13 protein-coding genes are annotated in these 16,685 nt (G+C 38.7%); 6 read left to right on the top strand and 7 right to left on the bottom strand.

Features of this window, described 5'->3' with window-relative positions:
* Positions 1 to 106: 106 nt before the first annotated feature.
* The 4 genes from uca to ykgO all read left to right on the top strand — a co-directional run bounded on the left by uca (position 107) and on the right by ykgO (position 6,140).
* On the top strand, positions 107 to 3,712 hold the full coding sequence (uca, locus tag OW492_RS09105; protein WP_290039642.1) for an urea carboxylase: 3,606 nt from the start codon (positions 107 to 109) through the stop codon (positions 3,710 to 3,712).
* On the top strand, positions 3,712 to 5,556 hold the full coding sequence (gene atzF / locus OW492_RS09100; protein ID WP_290039641.1) for an allophanate hydrolase: 1,845 nt from the start codon (positions 3,712 to 3,714) through the stop codon (positions 5,554 to 5,556). Before uca ends, atzF begins: the two co-directional genes overlap by 1 nt.
* 201 nt (positions 5,557 to 5,757) lie before the next feature.
* Positions 5,758 to 6,006 carry a type B 50S ribosomal protein L31 gene (locus OW492_RS09095; protein ID WP_290039640.1) on the top strand — a complete coding sequence of 83 codons (249 nt, stop codon included), beginning with the start codon at positions 5,758 to 5,760 and terminating at the stop codon, positions 6,004 to 6,006.
* A gap of 8 nt (positions 6,007 to 6,014) precedes the next feature.
* Entirely contained in the window at positions 6,015 to 6,140 is a 126-nt protein-coding gene (gene ykgO, locus OW492_RS09090; protein WP_113819944.1) for a type B 50S ribosomal protein L36, read from the top strand.
* Between the two features lie 47 nt (positions 6,141 to 6,187).
* On the opposite strand, the gene OW492_RS09085 is transcribed toward ykgO, so the two are convergent.
* Entirely contained in the window at positions 6,188 to 7,363 is a 1,176-nt protein-coding gene (locus tag OW492_RS09085) for an MFS transporter (protein WP_290039639.1), read from the bottom strand.
* A 127-nt stretch (positions 7,364 to 7,490) separates the two neighbouring features.
* Here OW492_RS09085 and OW492_RS09080 point away from each other — a divergent pair, with 127 nt between their 5' ends.
* Positions 7,491 to 8,402, top strand: coding sequence for a LysR family transcriptional regulator (locus OW492_RS09080; RefSeq protein WP_290039638.1), 912 nt, complete (start codon positions 7,491 to 7,493; stop codon positions 8,400 to 8,402).
* Positions 8,403 to 8,537: 135 nt separating this feature from the next.
* Here the strand turns inward: OW492_RS09080 and OW492_RS09075 are convergent, their stop codons facing one another.
* Both OW492_RS09075 and OW492_RS09070 read right to left on the bottom strand, forming a co-directional pair.
* Positions 8,538 to 8,828, bottom strand: a complete 291-nt coding sequence (locus tag OW492_RS09075) for a DUF2218 domain-containing protein (RefSeq protein WP_290039637.1) — start codon at positions 8,826 to 8,828, stop codon at positions 8,538 to 8,540.
* 63 nt (positions 8,829 to 8,891) lie between these two features.
* Positions 8,892 to 10,880, bottom strand: coding sequence for a TonB-dependent siderophore receptor (locus OW492_RS09070; protein ID WP_290039636.1), 1,989 nt, complete (start codon positions 10,878 to 10,880; stop codon positions 8,892 to 8,894).
* 123 nt (positions 10,881 to 11,003) lie between these two features.
* Here OW492_RS09070 and OW492_RS09065 point away from each other — a divergent pair, with 123 nt between their 5' ends.
* On the top strand, positions 11,004 to 12,014 hold the full coding sequence (locus tag OW492_RS09065; RefSeq protein WP_290039635.1) for an AraC family transcriptional regulator: 1,011 nt from the start codon (positions 11,004 to 11,006) through the stop codon (positions 12,012 to 12,014).
* A gap of 3 nt (positions 12,015 to 12,017) precedes the next feature.
* Here the strand turns inward: OW492_RS09065 and OW492_RS09060 are convergent, their stop codons facing one another.
* From OW492_RS09060 to OW492_RS09045, 4 genes are read right to left on the bottom strand one after another with little or no spacing between them, the layout of a single operon-like run.
* A complete protein-coding gene (locus OW492_RS09060; RefSeq protein WP_290039634.1) occupies positions 12,018 to 12,773 on the bottom strand; it encodes an ATP-binding cassette domain-containing protein in 756 nt (251 codons plus the stop codon).
* A gap of 24 nt (positions 12,774 to 12,797) precedes the next feature.
* Positions 12,798 to 13,748 carry an iron chelate uptake ABC transporter family permease subunit gene (locus OW492_RS09055; RefSeq protein WP_290039633.1) on the bottom strand — a complete coding sequence of 317 codons (951 nt, stop codon included), beginning with the start codon at positions 13,746 to 13,748 and terminating at the stop codon, positions 12,798 to 12,800.
* The gene (locus OW492_RS09050) at positions 13,738 to 14,676 is read right to left on the bottom strand and encodes an iron chelate uptake ABC transporter family permease subunit (RefSeq protein WP_290039632.1); all 939 of its coding nucleotides are present in this window, start codon (positions 14,674 to 14,676) and stop codon (positions 13,738 to 13,740) included. Before OW492_RS09050 ends, OW492_RS09055 begins: the two co-directional genes overlap by 11 nt.
* 54 nt (positions 14,677 to 14,730) lie before the next feature.
* A complete protein-coding gene (locus OW492_RS09045) occupies positions 14,731 to 15,627 on the bottom strand; it encodes a siderophore ABC transporter substrate-binding protein (RefSeq protein WP_290039631.1) in 897 nt (298 codons plus the stop codon).
* Positions 15,628 to 16,685 lie beyond the last annotated feature (1,058 nt).

Genomic DNA, 16,685 nt, shown 5'->3' with positions numbered 1-16,685 from the left:
TTACGCACAAATTGATTCAATACAATCAATGAGAATACAAGGACGACCTTGTTACTAATTTCTCAGTATTAATTCGGGACGACCCGACCTGTAAAAGGTCACTATTATGTTTACTAAAGTATTAATTGCCAATCGTGGTGCTATCGCTTGCCGTATTATTAGAACACTCACTGCCATGGGGATCGAAAGTGTATCTATCTATAGTCAAGCAGATGCTGATAGCCTTCATGTTTCACAAGCTGACCATGCATTCTCCTTAGGGGAAGGCAATGCTAAGCAAACCTATCTTGATATGGATAAAGTGATCAACATTGCTAAACAATGTGGTGCACAGGCTATTCATCCTGGGTATGGTTTTTTAAGTGAAAATGTAGATTTTGTTGCTGCCTGTGAAGCCAATGGACTGGTGTTTTTAGGACCAACTGCTGAACAGATGTTGCAGTTTGGTCTAAAGCACCGAGCACGTGAATTAGCAGAACAAGCAAACGTTCCATTATTGCCGGGTAGTGATTTATTAAACAGTGTAGAAGAAGCATTGCAACGTGCTGATGTAATTGGTTACCCAGTGATGTTAAAAAGTACTGCTGGTGGTGGCGGTATTGGCATGCAACGCTGCAATAGTGCTGAAGAGCTAAGCCAAGCTTACGACTCAGTTAAAAGGTTAAGTGAAAATAACTTCAGCAATAGTGCGTTGTTTTTAGAAAAGTTTATTGTGCAAGCACGTCATATTGAAGTGCAAATTTTTGGTGATGGTAAAGGCGGCGCAATCGCACTAGGTGAGCGTGATTGTTCGGCACAACGTCGTAACCAAAAGGTGATTGAAGAAAGCCCTGCACCGAATTTAAGTGAACAGCTGCGTAGCGAACTCCATCAAACAGCGACACGTCTAGCAGCGATGGTGAACTATCGTAGTGCAGGTACTGTAGAGTTTGTATTTGACCAGCAAGCACAGCAATTTTACTTCTTAGAAGTAAACACTCGTTTACAAGTAGAGCACGGTGTCACGGAAATGGTGTACGGTGTTGACTTAGTGAATTGGATGGTTAGCTTAGCGGCTAATACCTTACCTCCAGTGGTAGAGTTGGGCAGTAACTTAGCTGTTAATGGTCATGCAATTCAAGTACGTCTTTATGCAGAAGATGCGAATAAAGATTTCCAACCAAGTGCCGGTTTAATCAGCCATGTAAAATGGGCTACAGAAGTTGAACAAGGGCAGTTACGTATTGATCATTGGCTAGAAAGTGGGGTAGAAGTATCACCATTCTTTGACCCTATGCTAGCTAAAGTGATTTGTCATAGTGAAAACCGCTCTCTTGCATTAAATGGTTTGAAACAAGCATTATCCGACAGCCAAGTGTACGGTATTGAAAGTAACAAAGACTATTTATTGCAGCTATTAAATAACGATATTGTTGAAGCGGGCGAGTTATTAACACAAACCTTAAATCAGTTTACCTACTTACCTTGCTCTATTGATGTTTTAGCTGGAGGCACGCAAACCACTATTCAAGATTATCCCGGACGTAAAGGCTATTGGGATGTCGGGGTACCGCCATCAGGCCCAATGGATAGCATGAGTTTTTGCTTAGGTAATACTTTATTAGGAAACGAAAAAAGTGATGCAGGATTAGAGATTACCGTCAGTGGTCCTACATTAAAGTTTAATAGTGCGACGCGATTTATTCTGACAGGGGCAACTATTCAAGCTGAGTTGGACCAAGAGAGCATCAAAGTTGGTAAAATCATTACAGTACAAGCCGGTCAAACGCTGACTTTAGGTAATATTCAAGGTGCTGGTGCTCGTAGTTACTTAGCTGTGCAAGGTGGTATTCAATGCCCTGATTATTTAGGTAGTAAATCGACCTTTACCTTGGGGCAATTTGGCGGTCATGCAGGGCGAGCTATCCGAACTGGCGACGTATTACATATTGAAGATTTAGCTCAAACTGCACCTGTGGAAAATAACCTAACTGCTCAATTACCTGAAATCAGCGATGACTGGACTATTCGTGTTATTTACGGTCCTCATGGCGCGCCTGACTTTTTCCAGCCAGAAGATATCGACGCATTTTTTAATGCTACATGGAAAGTGCATTTTAACTCAAGCCGTACAGGTGTCCGTTTAATGGGACCAAAACCAAAATGGGCTCGTAATGATGGTGGGGAAGCTGGGTTACACCCATCGAATATCCACGATAACGCTTATGCAGTTGGTACCATAGACTTTACTGGTGATATGCCGGTGATTTTAGGACCAGATGGCCCAAGCTTAGGTGGGTTTGTTTGCCCGGTCACCATCATTAAAGCAGATTTATGGAAAGTTGGTCAGCTGAAAGCTGGTGCAACCATTCGCTTCCAAGCCGTCTCTATCGAAGATGCACAACAGTTTGAACTAGCACAATTAGCGGCAATCGAACAAGGGCAATATCTAGCACAAAAATTACCAACTGTTTTACCAGAAAGTGCGATTATTAAACAACTTGATAAAACGGCATTAAATGAACAAGTGGTATTTCGTGCCAGTGGTGAAGACTACCTATTAGTGGAATATGGGCAACAGGTATTAGATGTTGCATTACGTTTTCGCGTGCATGCATTAATGTTGAAATTGCAAAGTCTGAAACTACAAGGCATGCAAGAGTTAACTCCGGGTATCCGATCGCTGCAAATTCATTACGATAATTTACAATTACCACTTAAACAGTTACTCGACATCGTTGTAGATGCTGAACAGAGCTTAGGTGATGATAGTCAACTTTCAGTGCCATCACGAATCGTTAATATCCCACTTTCTTGGGATGATTATGCGACACGTTTAGCGATTAAAAAATACGATGAATTAGTGCGCAAAGATGCACCTTGGTGCCCTGATAATATCGAGTTTATTCGTCGTATTAATGGCCTTGAGTCCGTTGAACAAGTGAAAGACATTGTATTCAATGCCAGTTATCTTGTGATGGGGTTAGGAGATGTCTATTTAGGCGCTCCGGTAGCAACTCCCTTAGACCCTCGTCATCGTTTAGTGACTACAAAATACAACCCAGCAAGAACTTGGACGCCAGAAAATGCCGTGGGTATCGGTGGTGCTTACTTATGTGTTTATGGTATGGAAGGTCCTGGTGGTTATCAGTTTGTGGGACGCACATTACAAATGTGGAATCGTTACCGCCAAACAGAAGAGTTCAAAAAACCGTGGCTATTACGCTTTTTTGACCAGATCCGTTTTTACCCTGTGAGTAGTGAAGAATTAACGCAAATCCGTAAAGATTTCCCACGCGGTGATTACCCCTTAAAAATCCAAGAGACCACCTTTAGCCTTGCTGAATACCAAGCACAATTAAGTGCAGATCAAGAATCGATTGTGACCTTCAAAGAAAAGCAACAACAAGCTTTTGAAGCGGAACGTCAACGTTGGCAGGAGACCGGACAAGCTAATTTCGTGGCAAAAGAGATGACACAAATCGAAACCGATATTGCCACATTAACCGAGCAGCAACGTGGAGTAGACAGCCATGTAGCTGGCAATATCTGGCAGGTATTAGTAAAACTTGGTGAAACAGTCAAAGCAGGACAAACCCTGTTAATTTTAGAAGCAATGAAAATGGAGATAGAAGTGGTTGCGCCTGCCGATGGTAAGGTCATGAATATTGTACAAAAAGAGGGTGCACAAGTACATGCAGGGCAACGCTTAATGATTTTGGAGAAACTATAATGGACAAGTTAATGCTACAACAAAATATGAATATAGACCTGTTAAAAGCGGCTTACCGTAGTGGTGAGTTAAACGTTAAAACATTCTTAAAAGAAAAGTTAGTACAGGCAAAAAACGATACCAGTAATGTTTGGATCTGCACCATTTCTGAAGAACAACTTGATCAGATGTTAACGGTACTTGAGTCTAAATCTATCGATGAGTTGCCATTATATGGAGTGCCATTTGCAGCTAAAGATAATATCGATTTTGCTATGTTACCCACTACCGCTGCTTGTGAAGCCTATTCATTTCAACCTACTGAGTCATCAAGTGTTGTAAAACTATTGATTGAAGCGGGAGCTATCCCACTAGGTAAAACTAACCTTGATCAGTTTGCAACGGGTTTAGTGGGTGTGCGCAGTCCTTGGGGAGCAGTGAATAATAGCTTTGATCCTGACTATGTTTCTGGAGGCTCAAGCTCTGGTAGTGCAGTTGCCGTTGCAACTGGGCAGGTTAGCTTTTCTTTAGGCACTGATACAGCGGGCTCCGGTCGTGTACCAGCCGCATTAAATAACATTGTGGGTATGAAGGCAACTAAGGGATTAATTAGTTGTACTGGTGTGGTGCCAGCCTGTAAAAGCTTAGATTGTGTGACTATTTTTGCTAACAGTACCAGTGAAGTGAATCTGGTGTTAGATATAGCATCAGAGTTAGATGCTGATGATTGTTATTCACGTGATAATTTACTAACCAACAGTGCAGAGCATTATGATACAAATAGAACACTGACTGGTTTAAAAGTTGGAATACCTGAAGCATCACAGTTGAATTTTTTTGGTGACTATGGTGCTCAAATGTTATTTGAAACCAGTGTTGAGCGTTTAAAAGAGGCTGGTGCAGAGATTATTATTATCAATTTCCAACCATTTTTAGATGCGGCGAGATTACTCTATGAAGGACCTTGGGTGGCTGAACGTTATGCTGCGATTGAAGCGTTTTTTAAAGCGGATCCAACACAGTGTTTACCAGTGATACAAACTATCGTGGGCGGTGCAACGGCACATTCAGCAGTAGATACTTTTAAAGCAATGTATCGTTTACAAGCATTTAAAGTACAGTGTGACGCTATTTTATCGGAATTAGATTGCGTATTAACCCCTACGGCAGGCACTGCTTACCGCATAAAAGAGGTTGAAGCAGACCCAATTCAACTTAATTCAAATCTAGGTTATTACACCAACTTTATGAACCTGTTAGACTATGCCGCAATTGCGTTACCTGCTGGGTTATTGTCTTCAGGTTTACCATTTGGTATTACGCTGTTTGGCCCTGCTTTTAGTGACCGCTTGTTATTAAGTGTCGGTGCTCAATGGCAAAAAACAACCAATTTCACTTTAGGTGCGACAGCACATAAACTCAGTGATGTTGAGCAAACATTAAGCTCAGAAGCAAAAGAGGGACAGGTTGATATAGCGGTATGTGGTGCACACCTCACTGGTTTTCCACTCAACCATCAATTGACTGAGCGTGGGGCGTATCTAGTAAAAAGCACTAAGACCTCGGCCGATTATCGTTTTTATGCGTTAGCGGGGGGGCCTCCATTTCGTCCTGGTTTAATCAGAGTAGCAGAGCAAGGTGCAGCCATTGACGTTGAAGTATGGCGTTTACCAGAAAGTACTGTGGGTAGTTTTTTAACAGGCATCCCTCAACCACTAGGACTAGGTAAAATTCAACTCGCCGATGGAAGCTGGGTAACTAGTTTTATCTGTGAAGGTTATGCTATTGAATCAGCAAAAGATATTACAGAGTTTGGTGGTTGGGAAGGGTATATGGCAACACTTTCTATTGATAAAGTTATTTAATTGATCTTCTTTAACTATTCATAGCCACGCTGATCGTGGCTATCTCCTCCTTTTATCATTCATTTTTATTCTTTTGAACAGAAGTATTTTAAATAATTTAAAATTGACTAGTGATAACTATTATCAAAAATATCTTGCAAAAGCCGCCGCTCTAAATTAAATTGCTATGTTATAACATTTTAATTTAATTAGAGGCTTTTTATGAAAGAGAATATTCACCCTAAATACCAAAAAGTGGCTTTTCACGACACATCTGTGGATAAGTACTTTATCGTCGGTTCCACTCTACAACCTAGTAAAACCGTCGAGATAGATGGACAGACGTACCCTTATTACGCGATTGAGGTGTCAAGCGAATCTCATCCTTATTACACTGGTAAACAGACTGTTGTTGCACATGACGGTCGCGTTGCTAAGTTTAATAATCGCTTTGGTAAATTAAAGTCTTAGGGGGCAAGATGAAAGTATTGAGTTCATTAAAAAGTGCTAAAACACGCCACCCTGACTGTCAGATTGTGAGAAGGAAGGGGAAATCTTACGTTATTTGCAAAACTAACCCGCGCTTTAAAGCAAGGCAGGGCTAGTGTATAAATCACGAAATCGATGCATTATAGTGCATCGATTTTAATGATTAGGTTCTTTTAGCCAATGCATTAAAACATCCGCTGCCTAATAAAAACAGTAAACTCACCGAAATCACTCCAGGCCATTGATATAACGCAAAGGCTTTTAATCCAACCACTGAACCTATCGCGCCACCTAGGTAATAACCGAGCATATAGATACCGTTGATACGACTTTGTGCATTCGGGTCGATACTAAATACTCGTACTTGGTTTGCTACTTGTGCACTAAAAATACCGAAATCAATTAAGATGATACCGACAATTAAGGCGATAAGATTACCCGCGAATAAACCTGTAATAACAAAGCCCAATGCAATCAAGACTAAAGCAACCATTACTACATTTTTAGAGCCAAGTTTATTGATCCATCTGCCGGCTAATTTAGCACCAATGACGCCGGCCAAGGCTATGACACCAAATAATCCTGCTTGTTGGGCATTATAGTTAAAAGGGGCATCGCTGACATGGATAGCTAAAGTAGCCCACAGCACATTAAAAGAGGCAAACCAACAGGCACCTGAAAAAGTGTATTTTTGTAATGACTTATGTTTAATAAATAAGCTTAAAGTACTCTTAATTAATGCCCAATAACCTAGATTACTGTGTGGTTTATTGAGTGGTAAAAAGCTAAATAATAGCAGCCCAAACACAGCAGATAGCCCAGCCGACATAATAAATACAGCACGCCAGCCAAATTGTTCACCAACAAAACCACTTAAGGTTCTTGATAATAAAATACCTAATGTTAATCCCACCATTAAAGTACTTAAAGTTGCGCCTTTGTTTTCTGGCGAGACCATGGAGGCGGCAAAGGGAATTAGTTGTTGTGTAATATTAGCGCTTACCCCAATTAAAAATACAGCAATTAATAATAGTATGAGATTAGGGGAAAATACCGCGAGTAAAGAGGAAGCAACCAGTAGACTAGATAAGCAAGCGATTAAACGACGTCTTGCTATGGCATCGCCTAATGGTGAAATAAACAATAATGCAAAAGCGTAACCGAATTGAGTTAACGCTGGAATGCTACCTAATTGACCACTAGTAAGTTCAAACTCTTGTGCAATTAAAGGCAAAATTGGCTGGTTATAATAAAGATTCGCCGCTGTGGCAGCAATCGCAGTGGTCATTAATAATAAAATAAAGCGACTTAAAGATGGGCTAGTGGTGTTTGTTGGCATTTTCGACTCTCAGACTATGAACATAGGCGAAGCATAAAAGAACATTGGTTATAACAAAAATGTTATTATTTTATTGAATCTATACAATAATGGTATTGGTGGAGTTGTTTAAATAAGGATCCTCACGATGGATATTAAATCCTTAAAAAGTTTTGTTGTGGTGGCTAAGCATAAAAGTTTTTCTGAAGCTGCACGCGAGTTAAATACAGTCCAACCAGCGATAAGTCGCCAGATAGCGGCTTTAGAAGATGAGTTAAGCGTCAATTTATTTAAACGAACTTCCAGAGAGGTAAATATTACCGAAGTAGGAAAACAGTTATTAGTAGATGCAACTGCTATTTTAGCGATGACAGAGCAAGCTAAATCACAGGTGAAACGTGCTAATAATGGACAAATTGGGACGCTGCATATTGCTCACCTTAGCTCTGCCTGTTTCACCTTTATGGCGAAATTGGTACGCCGTTATAAACAGCAATACCCAGCAGTAAATGTAGTTTTATTGGAGATGACTGCAACGGAGCAAATTGATGCGTTGCAAACAGGACGAATAGACATTGCTTTTTCACGTCCTTTACCAAGTGGGATTGCACAAGACTTTGTTACTCACTCTATTTACGTTGATAAATTAGTCGCTATAGTCAATCAGGATCATCCTCTGTCGAACCAGAAAAATATTGCTTTAGCTGAATTAAAAAACGAATCTTTTATTATTTTTAATCGTGATGAAGCTCTTGGTTTATTTGACGAAACCATTATGCAATGCAAGCAAGCCGGGTTTTCTCCTAGTATTGTGAGTCAACCACGCCATATGCAAACCTTAGTGACAGAAGTAGCGGCAGGGTTAGGGGTAGCCATTGCCCCATTTTGCGTACGTAAATTATATAGTGATGCTTGCCACTTTATTCCCTTGATAAAAGTGCAAACGGCCATTCCTTTACAATTACAATATAGGCGTAATGAGGAGAGCGCAATCATTGATGCGTTCACTGATATCGTGTTGGATTGTAAAGAAGATATTCAAAAGAGTATGGAAACTTAAACAAGATTACCGTTAGTAAAGGTGAGATCTAAATCTTATGCTAAGAAACTAGAGCGATTGGTTGGTGCTACGAATGTTATTTGTTAATGAACAGCACAGTCATGCTTCTTCAGAGTGTGGAAGAAGCATATATTATCAGCCTTCTATCCAAACAATATGGATCGTTTCTCTTCTGGATAGCATGGTTACATGTTGTTCTAAAATACGTTGAACTGTGGTTAATTTAGCCAATGAATCAGCGCTACAAATAACAGCTAATTCATTACTTTCTGTTAAGTTAGTTAGTTCACAGTTGCCCATTGCAAAGTTAACTTTACCTGTTTGCTCATTCCATTCTGCTGGCACTTTTCTTGAAAAGTGTCGACATAGGGTTTGCAAGTAACGAGCGGCATTTTCTGATTTTATTAATGTTTTACTATAATGCATTGTTTGGCTTCCAGTATAAAAAAGAGAGCCGTTAGGCCCTCAACATGGGTAATAAAAAATAAATTAGAATTGATAAGCGGCTGATAGTTTAAAGTTACGGCCTGGTTCATAATCATCTAATGTGTAACCACGAGCTGATCCAGTTCTGGATGCATGAGAGGTGTATAATTCATCTGTTACGTTATCAATGCCAAAGGTTAATTGTAGTCCTTCGATACTTGATGGCTTCCATTGTGCGTATAGATCATGTGTGTTGTAAGCTTCTTTAACCGCGCTATCATCTTCAACATTATCTTCTTCTAATACAAAGTTTGATGTCCAGCCTACTAATAAATTGATCGATGATAGTTCGTAATCTAATGATAATGAGATACTATCGCCGATATCCATACTACGACCATTGGCATCAAGAAGTGGGCCACCTGTCGTTGTGTTGTCTGAATCTGAACGTGAGTAAGATAACTTGGTAAAGAAAGCGTCGTACCCATAACTGGTACTTAACTCAAAGCCTTTTATTTCCGCATCTCCAATATTTTCGATTAAGTACGAGCCATCATCTTGATAGGTTTCTGTAATGTAATCATCAATATTAGTCTGAAAGACAGTGGCGCTAGCGCTGACTGAGTGCTCACCAAAGAATTCTGAGTAACGTATTCCCACTTCACTGTTTAAACCTGTTTCTGCTTTTATATCATCATCCAAATAGGCAACGTCTTGATACTGTATAAAGGTTTCAAGTAATTCTGGGCCTTTAAACAGACTTCGAGCACTGGCAAATAAACTGACGGACTCTGTTACATCCCAATCAACGCCTAAAGCCCAAGTAATATCATCAAATGTTTTATCGCTGGTTTCGGCATCACGACGGAAATTATCGTAACGGAGACCGGCTGTCACAGAGAAGTTATCGGTAAAGTAGAAGCGGTCTTCAATGAAAATGGCGCTAGAGATAGCATTTTCATCCATATAGTCGGTATCACCATAAGTGCTACTGCTGTTTTGGTGCACAAAATCGACACCATAATTGAGTTGGTTATCAAAACTGCCTACCACTAGGTTAGATTCAAATAGGGTATTTATCCCTATATTTTGGTTTTTAGCGGTATTAACTGAAACACGGTTAGTTGGCCATACTCCTTCCATTACTGTTTCGTCACGTGTAATTTCAGTGGTACTGATGTAAACATTTGCTTTACCGGTGTGTTTTTGACCTTTTAATTGATAGGAAGCGGTAATTGTGTCACGGTCATAATCGGTAGGGATCAATAAGTCACCACTTAACCCTAAGTTCGCATCACCAGACATATCTGGACGGGGATTGTAGTCGCCACTATCTCGATACATGTCATAGCTCAATTCAAAACGATGCTGAGCAGAAGGTTCATAACCCACTTTAAATAAGATATTAGATACTTTACCTGCTGAACCGTAGGTTTCAGTGCCATCACCATCTTCAAAATTATTGCGGTCGACTATATTACCGTAAATCATTGCGTCAACTTTATCGCTTAACATACCGTATACCGTTAAAGAACCTTGTTGGTTATCATTGCTTGCGTAACCACCATAAACCCGAGCACCAACTTGCTCTCCATTACGTAATAGATCTTTACCGTCTTTAGTTTCAAAAAGCACTGTGCCACCTAAACCTGATTGAGTAACAGAGTTATTACCTACCTCAATATCAACAGATTTAAGAATATCGGGATTTAATGTTAAGTTACCAATATGATGAAACATATTCGCATGTTGAGATGCACCATCCAAACGAATATCTAAGTCACTTTCCCCTAAACTACGTACGTTGATACGCTGTGTTAACGAATGCGTTCCACCTACATCTACCCCTGGAATATCACGAAGAAGATCTGACATATGATCCGCTTGCTTTAATGAAATATCTTGGTCACCTAAGTTTTCTGAATTACTTGATACGCTGGTTCCCCATACCACTATCTGATCCATTGTTTGTGTATCTTCTGCAATAACTTGTGTACTTAAACCAAGTAATACTGCTACACAAACCTTATTTTTTACCGCTTTGAATTCCATTTACTTCCCTTAAATTATTAATTAGTAATGATAGTTATTCGCGTTTATAATAGGGGAGTTGATGGAGGCAGAACAGCTTAATCAATTATGCAAAATAACCATTATGTTATGAGGAAAGCGCACATGGAAGAGGCTAATAAATATACCCTTAAAGGGTGTGGGACACGTTGTCTCGAACAGCAGGATCACCAAACTGTTATCTCTGAACACTACTCTCGTCATATCTCATCTTCACAAAAAGCACCGCCTTTAGCATTGTCGGAAGGCCAACTTATCTCTTATCATGTTAATAATGGTTTTACTTTACAGGGAGGAAAAACACACGAACTGATCGATTTTGAAGTGTTGTCTACTGTACAAAAATCGTTAGTAATTGTTGTTTTATTAGAAGGTAAGTTGGAGTTTGGTTATGACTCACTTAATTTTGAGTTAGATGCAGATACAAGTTGTAATGCAGTGTTAGTTAACCTCAGCAAACCAGCTAGTTTCCATCGTCAATTATATGCAGATAATCATGTTACTAAACTCAATATTAGTTTACCGATTGAGTGGGTAGAAAGCAGGTGCGATCGAGAAGAATCTTTTTATGCCTTTTTAACGCAACACTTAGCTTATTTTAAATTGCGGTTGAATGAGCAGGTCTTGTCTTTGAGTAAAGATCTGATTCGCTTAAGTTCTCCAACGAATTTTATGCAGAGAATGCAAGTTGAAAGTTTAACCTTAACCCTGTTTATGACTATTTTTGAACAGCTAAAAAACATCAATATCCAAAATACAATTCAAGCAGGTTCCAATCTATCAAATATCGACAACCATTTTGACCAACGGTTAGATGCCCTAATGGTCTATATTGAGTCACATATCAACGATTCAATTTCAATACAAACCTTGTCTGAAGTATCTGCCATGAGTGCTTCTAGCTTGCAAAGGAAATTTAAAGCCACGTTAGGCTGCAGCGTTAATAGTTATATTCGTCGTCGACGTTTGGAAATAGCGAAACAGCAGTTAGGAAGAGGTGCTGTTTCAATTACCGAAGTTGCTTATAACGCAGGCTATCGCCACCCTTCAAACTTTACTAATGCGTTTAAAAAGCAGTTCGGTTATTCACCAACAGAATCAGTAAAAAATAGTTAGGTATTAATAATAAACACAGACATTTTGGTTGTCTAAGGTCACAACTTTAAAAGGAGTGTCGTAAATACTTTCTAATACCGGCGCTCGAATCACTTCTTGCACACTACCGGCAATGGCAACTTCACCATTTTTCATGGCGATGATGTTATCGGAATAACAGGAAGCAAAGTTAATATCGTGGATAACAATCACCACGGCTTTATTCATATCATGTGCTAGGCGACGAATGTTTTTCATGATCTGTAGGGAGTGTTTGATATCTAAATTATTCAAAGGTTCATCGAGTAAAACGTAATCTGTATCCTGTGCCATTACCATTGCAATAAATGCTAATTGTTTTTGTCCACCACTCAAGTTATCAAGGTACTTATCTTGAATTACTTGTAAGTCTAAATATTCAATTGCATGTTGTATTACCTGTCGGTCGGTGTCTGTTAACTTACCCTGTGAATGTGGAAAGCGTCCAAATGAAATGAGCTCTTTAACGGTAAAGCGCATATTTAAGTTATTAGTCTGTTTTAACACTGCCAGTCTTTTCGCTAGGGTTTTAGTCGCCCATTTTTCTAACTCAGTTCCATCTACATAAACACTGCCTGAATCCTTATCAAGTAAGCGACTCATGATAGATAATAAAGTGCTTTTTCCCGCACCATTAGGCCCAATAATGGAGGTGACTTTGCCTTTTTCAAAGGCGACATTGATATTGCTGGCAACCAGTTTACCGGCATATTGTTTGTTAATATTTTCTACTTTTATCATGTGCCTACTTACCTATTACTATGTTTAGACAATTTGGTTTTTGAGTAACATTCTTAAGAAATAAAGCCCGCCAATAAAGTTAATAACCACACTTAAAGTCGTTTGTAATGCAAAGACATGTTCAACAATGACTTGACCACTGAGTAAAGCTAACATGGAGATTAAGCTACAGCCTATAAAGAGCGTTTTATGTTGGTAGGTCGTGAACCATTCTCGAGTCAAATTAGTGACTAAAAGTCCTAAAAATAAAACAGGGCCGACTAATGCTGTCGACACCGCAATTAATAAAGCACTGAGTAATAAAGCACGTTTGGTGACTATTGGTACATCTACACCTAAGCTGGTGGCATTATCATTTTCTAGCCATAACACATCGAGCACATTAGCATGTTTAAATAGCGCTATTGCCGCTAACAGAATAATTGGGATACAAAGGTAAACTAATTGCTTCGATACCGTGCCAAAGCTAGCAAACATATTAGCTTGTACAACGGCATACTCATTAGGGTCTAACATCATCACTAACATATTAGCGATATTAAAAAGTAGCTGGCTGAGTACAACCCCAACCAACAGCAGTACGATAATATTGCGCCTTCCAGAACCAAAATAAAAGTGGAAGAGTAGGGTAGAGAAGCTCACCATAATAAAGGCTGAAATAGAAAAGTTGATATAAGGATTGAGTGCAACCACACTTAAACTACCAGTGATAAAAACAATGCTGACCTGTATTAATAAATATAAGGCATCAAATCCCATGATACTCGGAGTTAAAATCCGATTATGGGTTATGGTTTGAAATGCAAAAGAAGATAAAGCAATGGCAATACTCGCTAAGATCATCGCGAGTATTTTAGGAGTTCGTTTAGACAAAAAATATTGATAATTATCAGCTGTTAGGCCATGACCCAGCAAGAACACTGCAAAACTAACGATTAAAATGATGAGCAAGCATATTTTGGATTTATCTGTCATTAGCTTCTCTCTTTAACAGTAAAACAATAAAGACTAAACCGCCAATAATACTGATAAACATGGACACAGGTAATTCGTAAGGGAAAATAATAATTCGGCTGATTAAATCACAAACCAGTACCACACATGCCCCTAATAAAGCAGTATTGGGTAAATTTTTCTTTAAATTATCACCTTGATAATAAGCAATAATATTAGGCACGATTAAACCTAGGAAAGGCAACTCGCCGACAATCATCACTACAGTGGCGGCCATCATAGAGACTAAAATGACGCCGATCGTGACTATTTGTCCGTACTTTAAACCTAGATTGGTGGCGAAGCTTTTGCCAATGCCTACAGCAGAAATTTGGTTGGCATATAGATAGGTGATAATAGCGCAGGGAATGGCGATATAAAGTAACTCGAAGTCGCCTTGTAAAATATTAGAAAAGTTGGCCAAGCTCCAGTTTGACAAATTTTGCAAGGCATCAAACTTATAAGCAATAAAGGTAACCAATGACTGAATAATATTACCGAATATTATTCCAATTAAAGGCACAAAAATGGCATTTTTAAACTGAATTGATTGTATTAACTTAACAAAGACCAAGGTACCAATAATAGCGGTTAAGAAAATTAGCCATAATGCATCGCCATTGCCAAATAGTAACAGGCTTAACATATAGCCTAACATTGCACATTCAATCGTGCCTGAAGTAGAAGGGGCTGCAAACTTATTTTGACTGATTTGTTGCATGACTAAGCCCGCAATACTTAGCCCCGCACCTGCCAATAAAATAGCTAATAATCGAGGAAGTCTACTAGTAATAAGCAGATCCCAGGCATCTGAATCTAGTTCAATTAAAGAGATAACAGACAGCTGGCTCACACCGACAAAAAGTGAACCTAAACTTAATAAGCACAGAGAAAAGAATAACCACTTCACAGTTTTGTTCCGATAATAAAATGCCCATCAATGAGACGGGCAAGGAGAATAGAATTAGTGAGAAATATCTTTAATCATTTGTTGAGTCGCGGTCACTCCACCTACGGTTAAGTACCATGCGTTTATATCTAAAAATATCATGCGTTTATTTTGGTAAGCTGGAGTTGCCTTGATTAAATCGTTTTCAAATTGTTCACGTGTTTCACTTTTACCTTTATTTACTAATTTATCTCTATCAAGTACAAACAAGTTAGTCGGTTGTGCATCACGAATGAACTCATAAGAAACTAAGTCACCATGGCGGCTATTCTTAATATTTTTGACTGTTTCTTGGTAGCCAAAGTCTTTGTAAATAGCTGAAAAGCGTGATTTCGCCCCAAAGGCTGAAATATTACCTCCAGAGCCCATGATAGTTAAGGCATCCACTCTATGTTGCTCATTATGTGATTTAATAGCGCTAATTTGCGTACTAAGTTGTGTAATGGTTTTTTCTACTGCTGGTGATATAGCAAAGAGTTTACCAATGTTTCTCCATTGAGTTTGTGTACTTTCCCAGTAGGTTTGTTTTTCATCTAAAGCATAAAGTAGTGTTGGTGCGATCTCAGATAACTCTTTGTAAGATTGTGCACTGCGTGGTCCAACGATAATTAAATCTGGCTTTAAATTATAAATAGCTTCGAAATCCGGTTCAAATAATGAGCCTGAAGACGCTACATTATCTTTATCATACTGCGCTAGATAAGGTGGAAATGCTGTTCCTTTGGTCACTGCAATAGGGTGGATACCAAAATAGTCTAGGGTATCTAAAGGTCCTACACCGATTACCACCACACGCTCAGGTATATGATCTATCGTTGTTATGCCTAAATTATGTTTAACCGAGACAGTTTCTGCGGTCGTACTTAGGCTAGTTACACATAAAAGTAGTAATAATGTTTTTTTAATATTCATGACACCTTCAGACTTTGATAGTAATGATAATAGTTATTATTAGTATAATTTTTTTTAGAGCCTAGGTGCAAGAAAAGTTGTTGTTATATTTTCATTATTAATTTAATTATGTTTTGTGGTCGATTGAAATTACTTAACTAGTTATAGAGGTGAGTAATAATTGAATCTTAGGTCTTTACTATTGTTTACAGGAACCGAGTGCGACCCTTACTGGATATTATTTTTCTTTAAAGTCCCAAAAGGTTTTGGCTTACGAAGTCAAAATTGTTGAAAGGGGTGGTCTATAGACCCATTATTTATAGAGAGTCGTGTTTGATGAGCTACTAAGCTGTTGTATATATTAAGCTTAAGACTGAAAATAACATTAAGTTATGGGGACTTTAGATAAAGGAAGTAATAAATAAGAAGTGGTTGCGAGAGCAGGATTTGAACCTACTGCTTTCGCTATTATTTACTGAGAGTTGAGCCCGACGAGCTACCAAGTTACTTTGAATTAGTTTCTAATATACATTAGCTCTAATTAATTAGATTGCTTTTGAAAGTTTTAATAAAGGGTTTATATAGTTTGGAGTTGAGTTGATTTTTGATAATAGAGAGTTTAAAAGGTATTAAATAAGAAGTGGTTGTCAGAGCAGGATTTGAACCTACGGCCTTCGCCATTGTTTACTGAGAGCTGAGCCCGACGAGCTACTAAGCTGCTGCATTTCTCAATTAAATATTTAAAATGAAAATAATATAGCTTTAGATGGATTATTTAATAAGTAAGTAATGAGTTTTAGGGGGATTTTCATAAGAAGTGGTTGCGAGAGCAGGATTTGAACCTACGACCTTCGTCATTGTTTACTGAGAGTTGAGCCCGACGAGCTACCAAGTTACTTTGAATTAGTTTCTAATATACATTAGCTCTAATTAATTAAATTGCTTTTAAAAGTTTTAATAAAGGGTTTATATAGTTTGGAGTTGAGTTGATTTTTGATACTAGGGAGTTTAAAAGGTGTAAAATAAGAAGTGGTTGCGAGAGCAGGATTTGAACCTACGACCTTCGGGTTATGAGCCCG

The organism is Psychromonas sp. 14N.309.X.WAT.B.A12 (genome assembly GCF_030397575.1).
Taxonomy (GTDB): domain Bacteria; phylum Pseudomonadota; class Gammaproteobacteria; order Enterobacterales; family Psychromonadaceae; genus Psychromonas.
Note: the sequence above shows the minus strand (reverse complement) of the source record. Positions and strands in the feature narration are given on the sequence as shown.

What these genes read in the sequence shown, in the direction of transcription:
- OW492_RS09080 (WP_290039638.1), top strand. Translation starts at nt 7,491, where the DNA reads ATGGATATTAAATCCTTAAAAAGTTTTGTTGTGGTGGCTAAGCATAAA.
- OW492_RS09055 (WP_290039633.1), bottom strand. Translation starts at nt 13,748, where the DNA reads ATGACAGATAAATCCAAAATATGCTTGCTCATCATTTTAATCGTTAGT.
- ykgO (WP_113819944.1), top strand. Translation starts at nt 6,015, where the DNA reads ATGAAAGTATTGAGTTCATTAAAAAGTGCTAAAACACGCCACCCTGAC.
- OW492_RS09045 (WP_290039631.1), bottom strand. Translation starts at nt 15,627, where the DNA reads ATGAATATTAAAAAAACATTATTACTACTTTTATGTGTAACTAGCCTA.
- uca (WP_290039642.1), top strand. Translation starts at nt 107, where the DNA reads ATGTTTACTAAAGTATTAATTGCCAATCGTGGTGCTATCGCTTGCCGT.
- OW492_RS09065 (WP_290039635.1), top strand. Translation starts at nt 11,004, where the DNA reads ATGGAAGAGGCTAATAAATATACCCTTAAAGGGTGTGGGACACGTTGT.
- OW492_RS09075 (WP_290039637.1), bottom strand. Translation starts at nt 8,828, where the DNA reads ATGCATTATAGTAAAACATTAATAAAATCAGAAAATGCCGCTCGTTAC.
- OW492_RS09060 (WP_290039634.1), bottom strand. Translation starts at nt 12,773, where the DNA reads ATGATAAAAGTAGAAAATATTAACAAACAATATGCCGGTAAACTGGTT.
- atzF (WP_290039641.1), top strand. Translation starts at nt 3,712, where the DNA reads ATGGACAAGTTAATGCTACAACAAAATATGAATATAGACCTGTTAAAA.
- OW492_RS09070 (WP_290039636.1), bottom strand. Translation starts at nt 10,880, where the DNA reads ATGGAATTCAAAGCGGTAAAAAATAAGGTTTGTGTAGCAGTATTACTT.
- OW492_RS09085 (WP_290039639.1), bottom strand. Translation starts at nt 7,363, where the DNA reads ATGCCAACAAACACCACTAGCCCATCTTTAAGTCGCTTTATTTTATTA.
- OW492_RS09095 (WP_290039640.1), top strand. Translation starts at nt 5,758, where the DNA reads ATGAAAGAGAATATTCACCCTAAATACCAAAAAGTGGCTTTTCACGAC.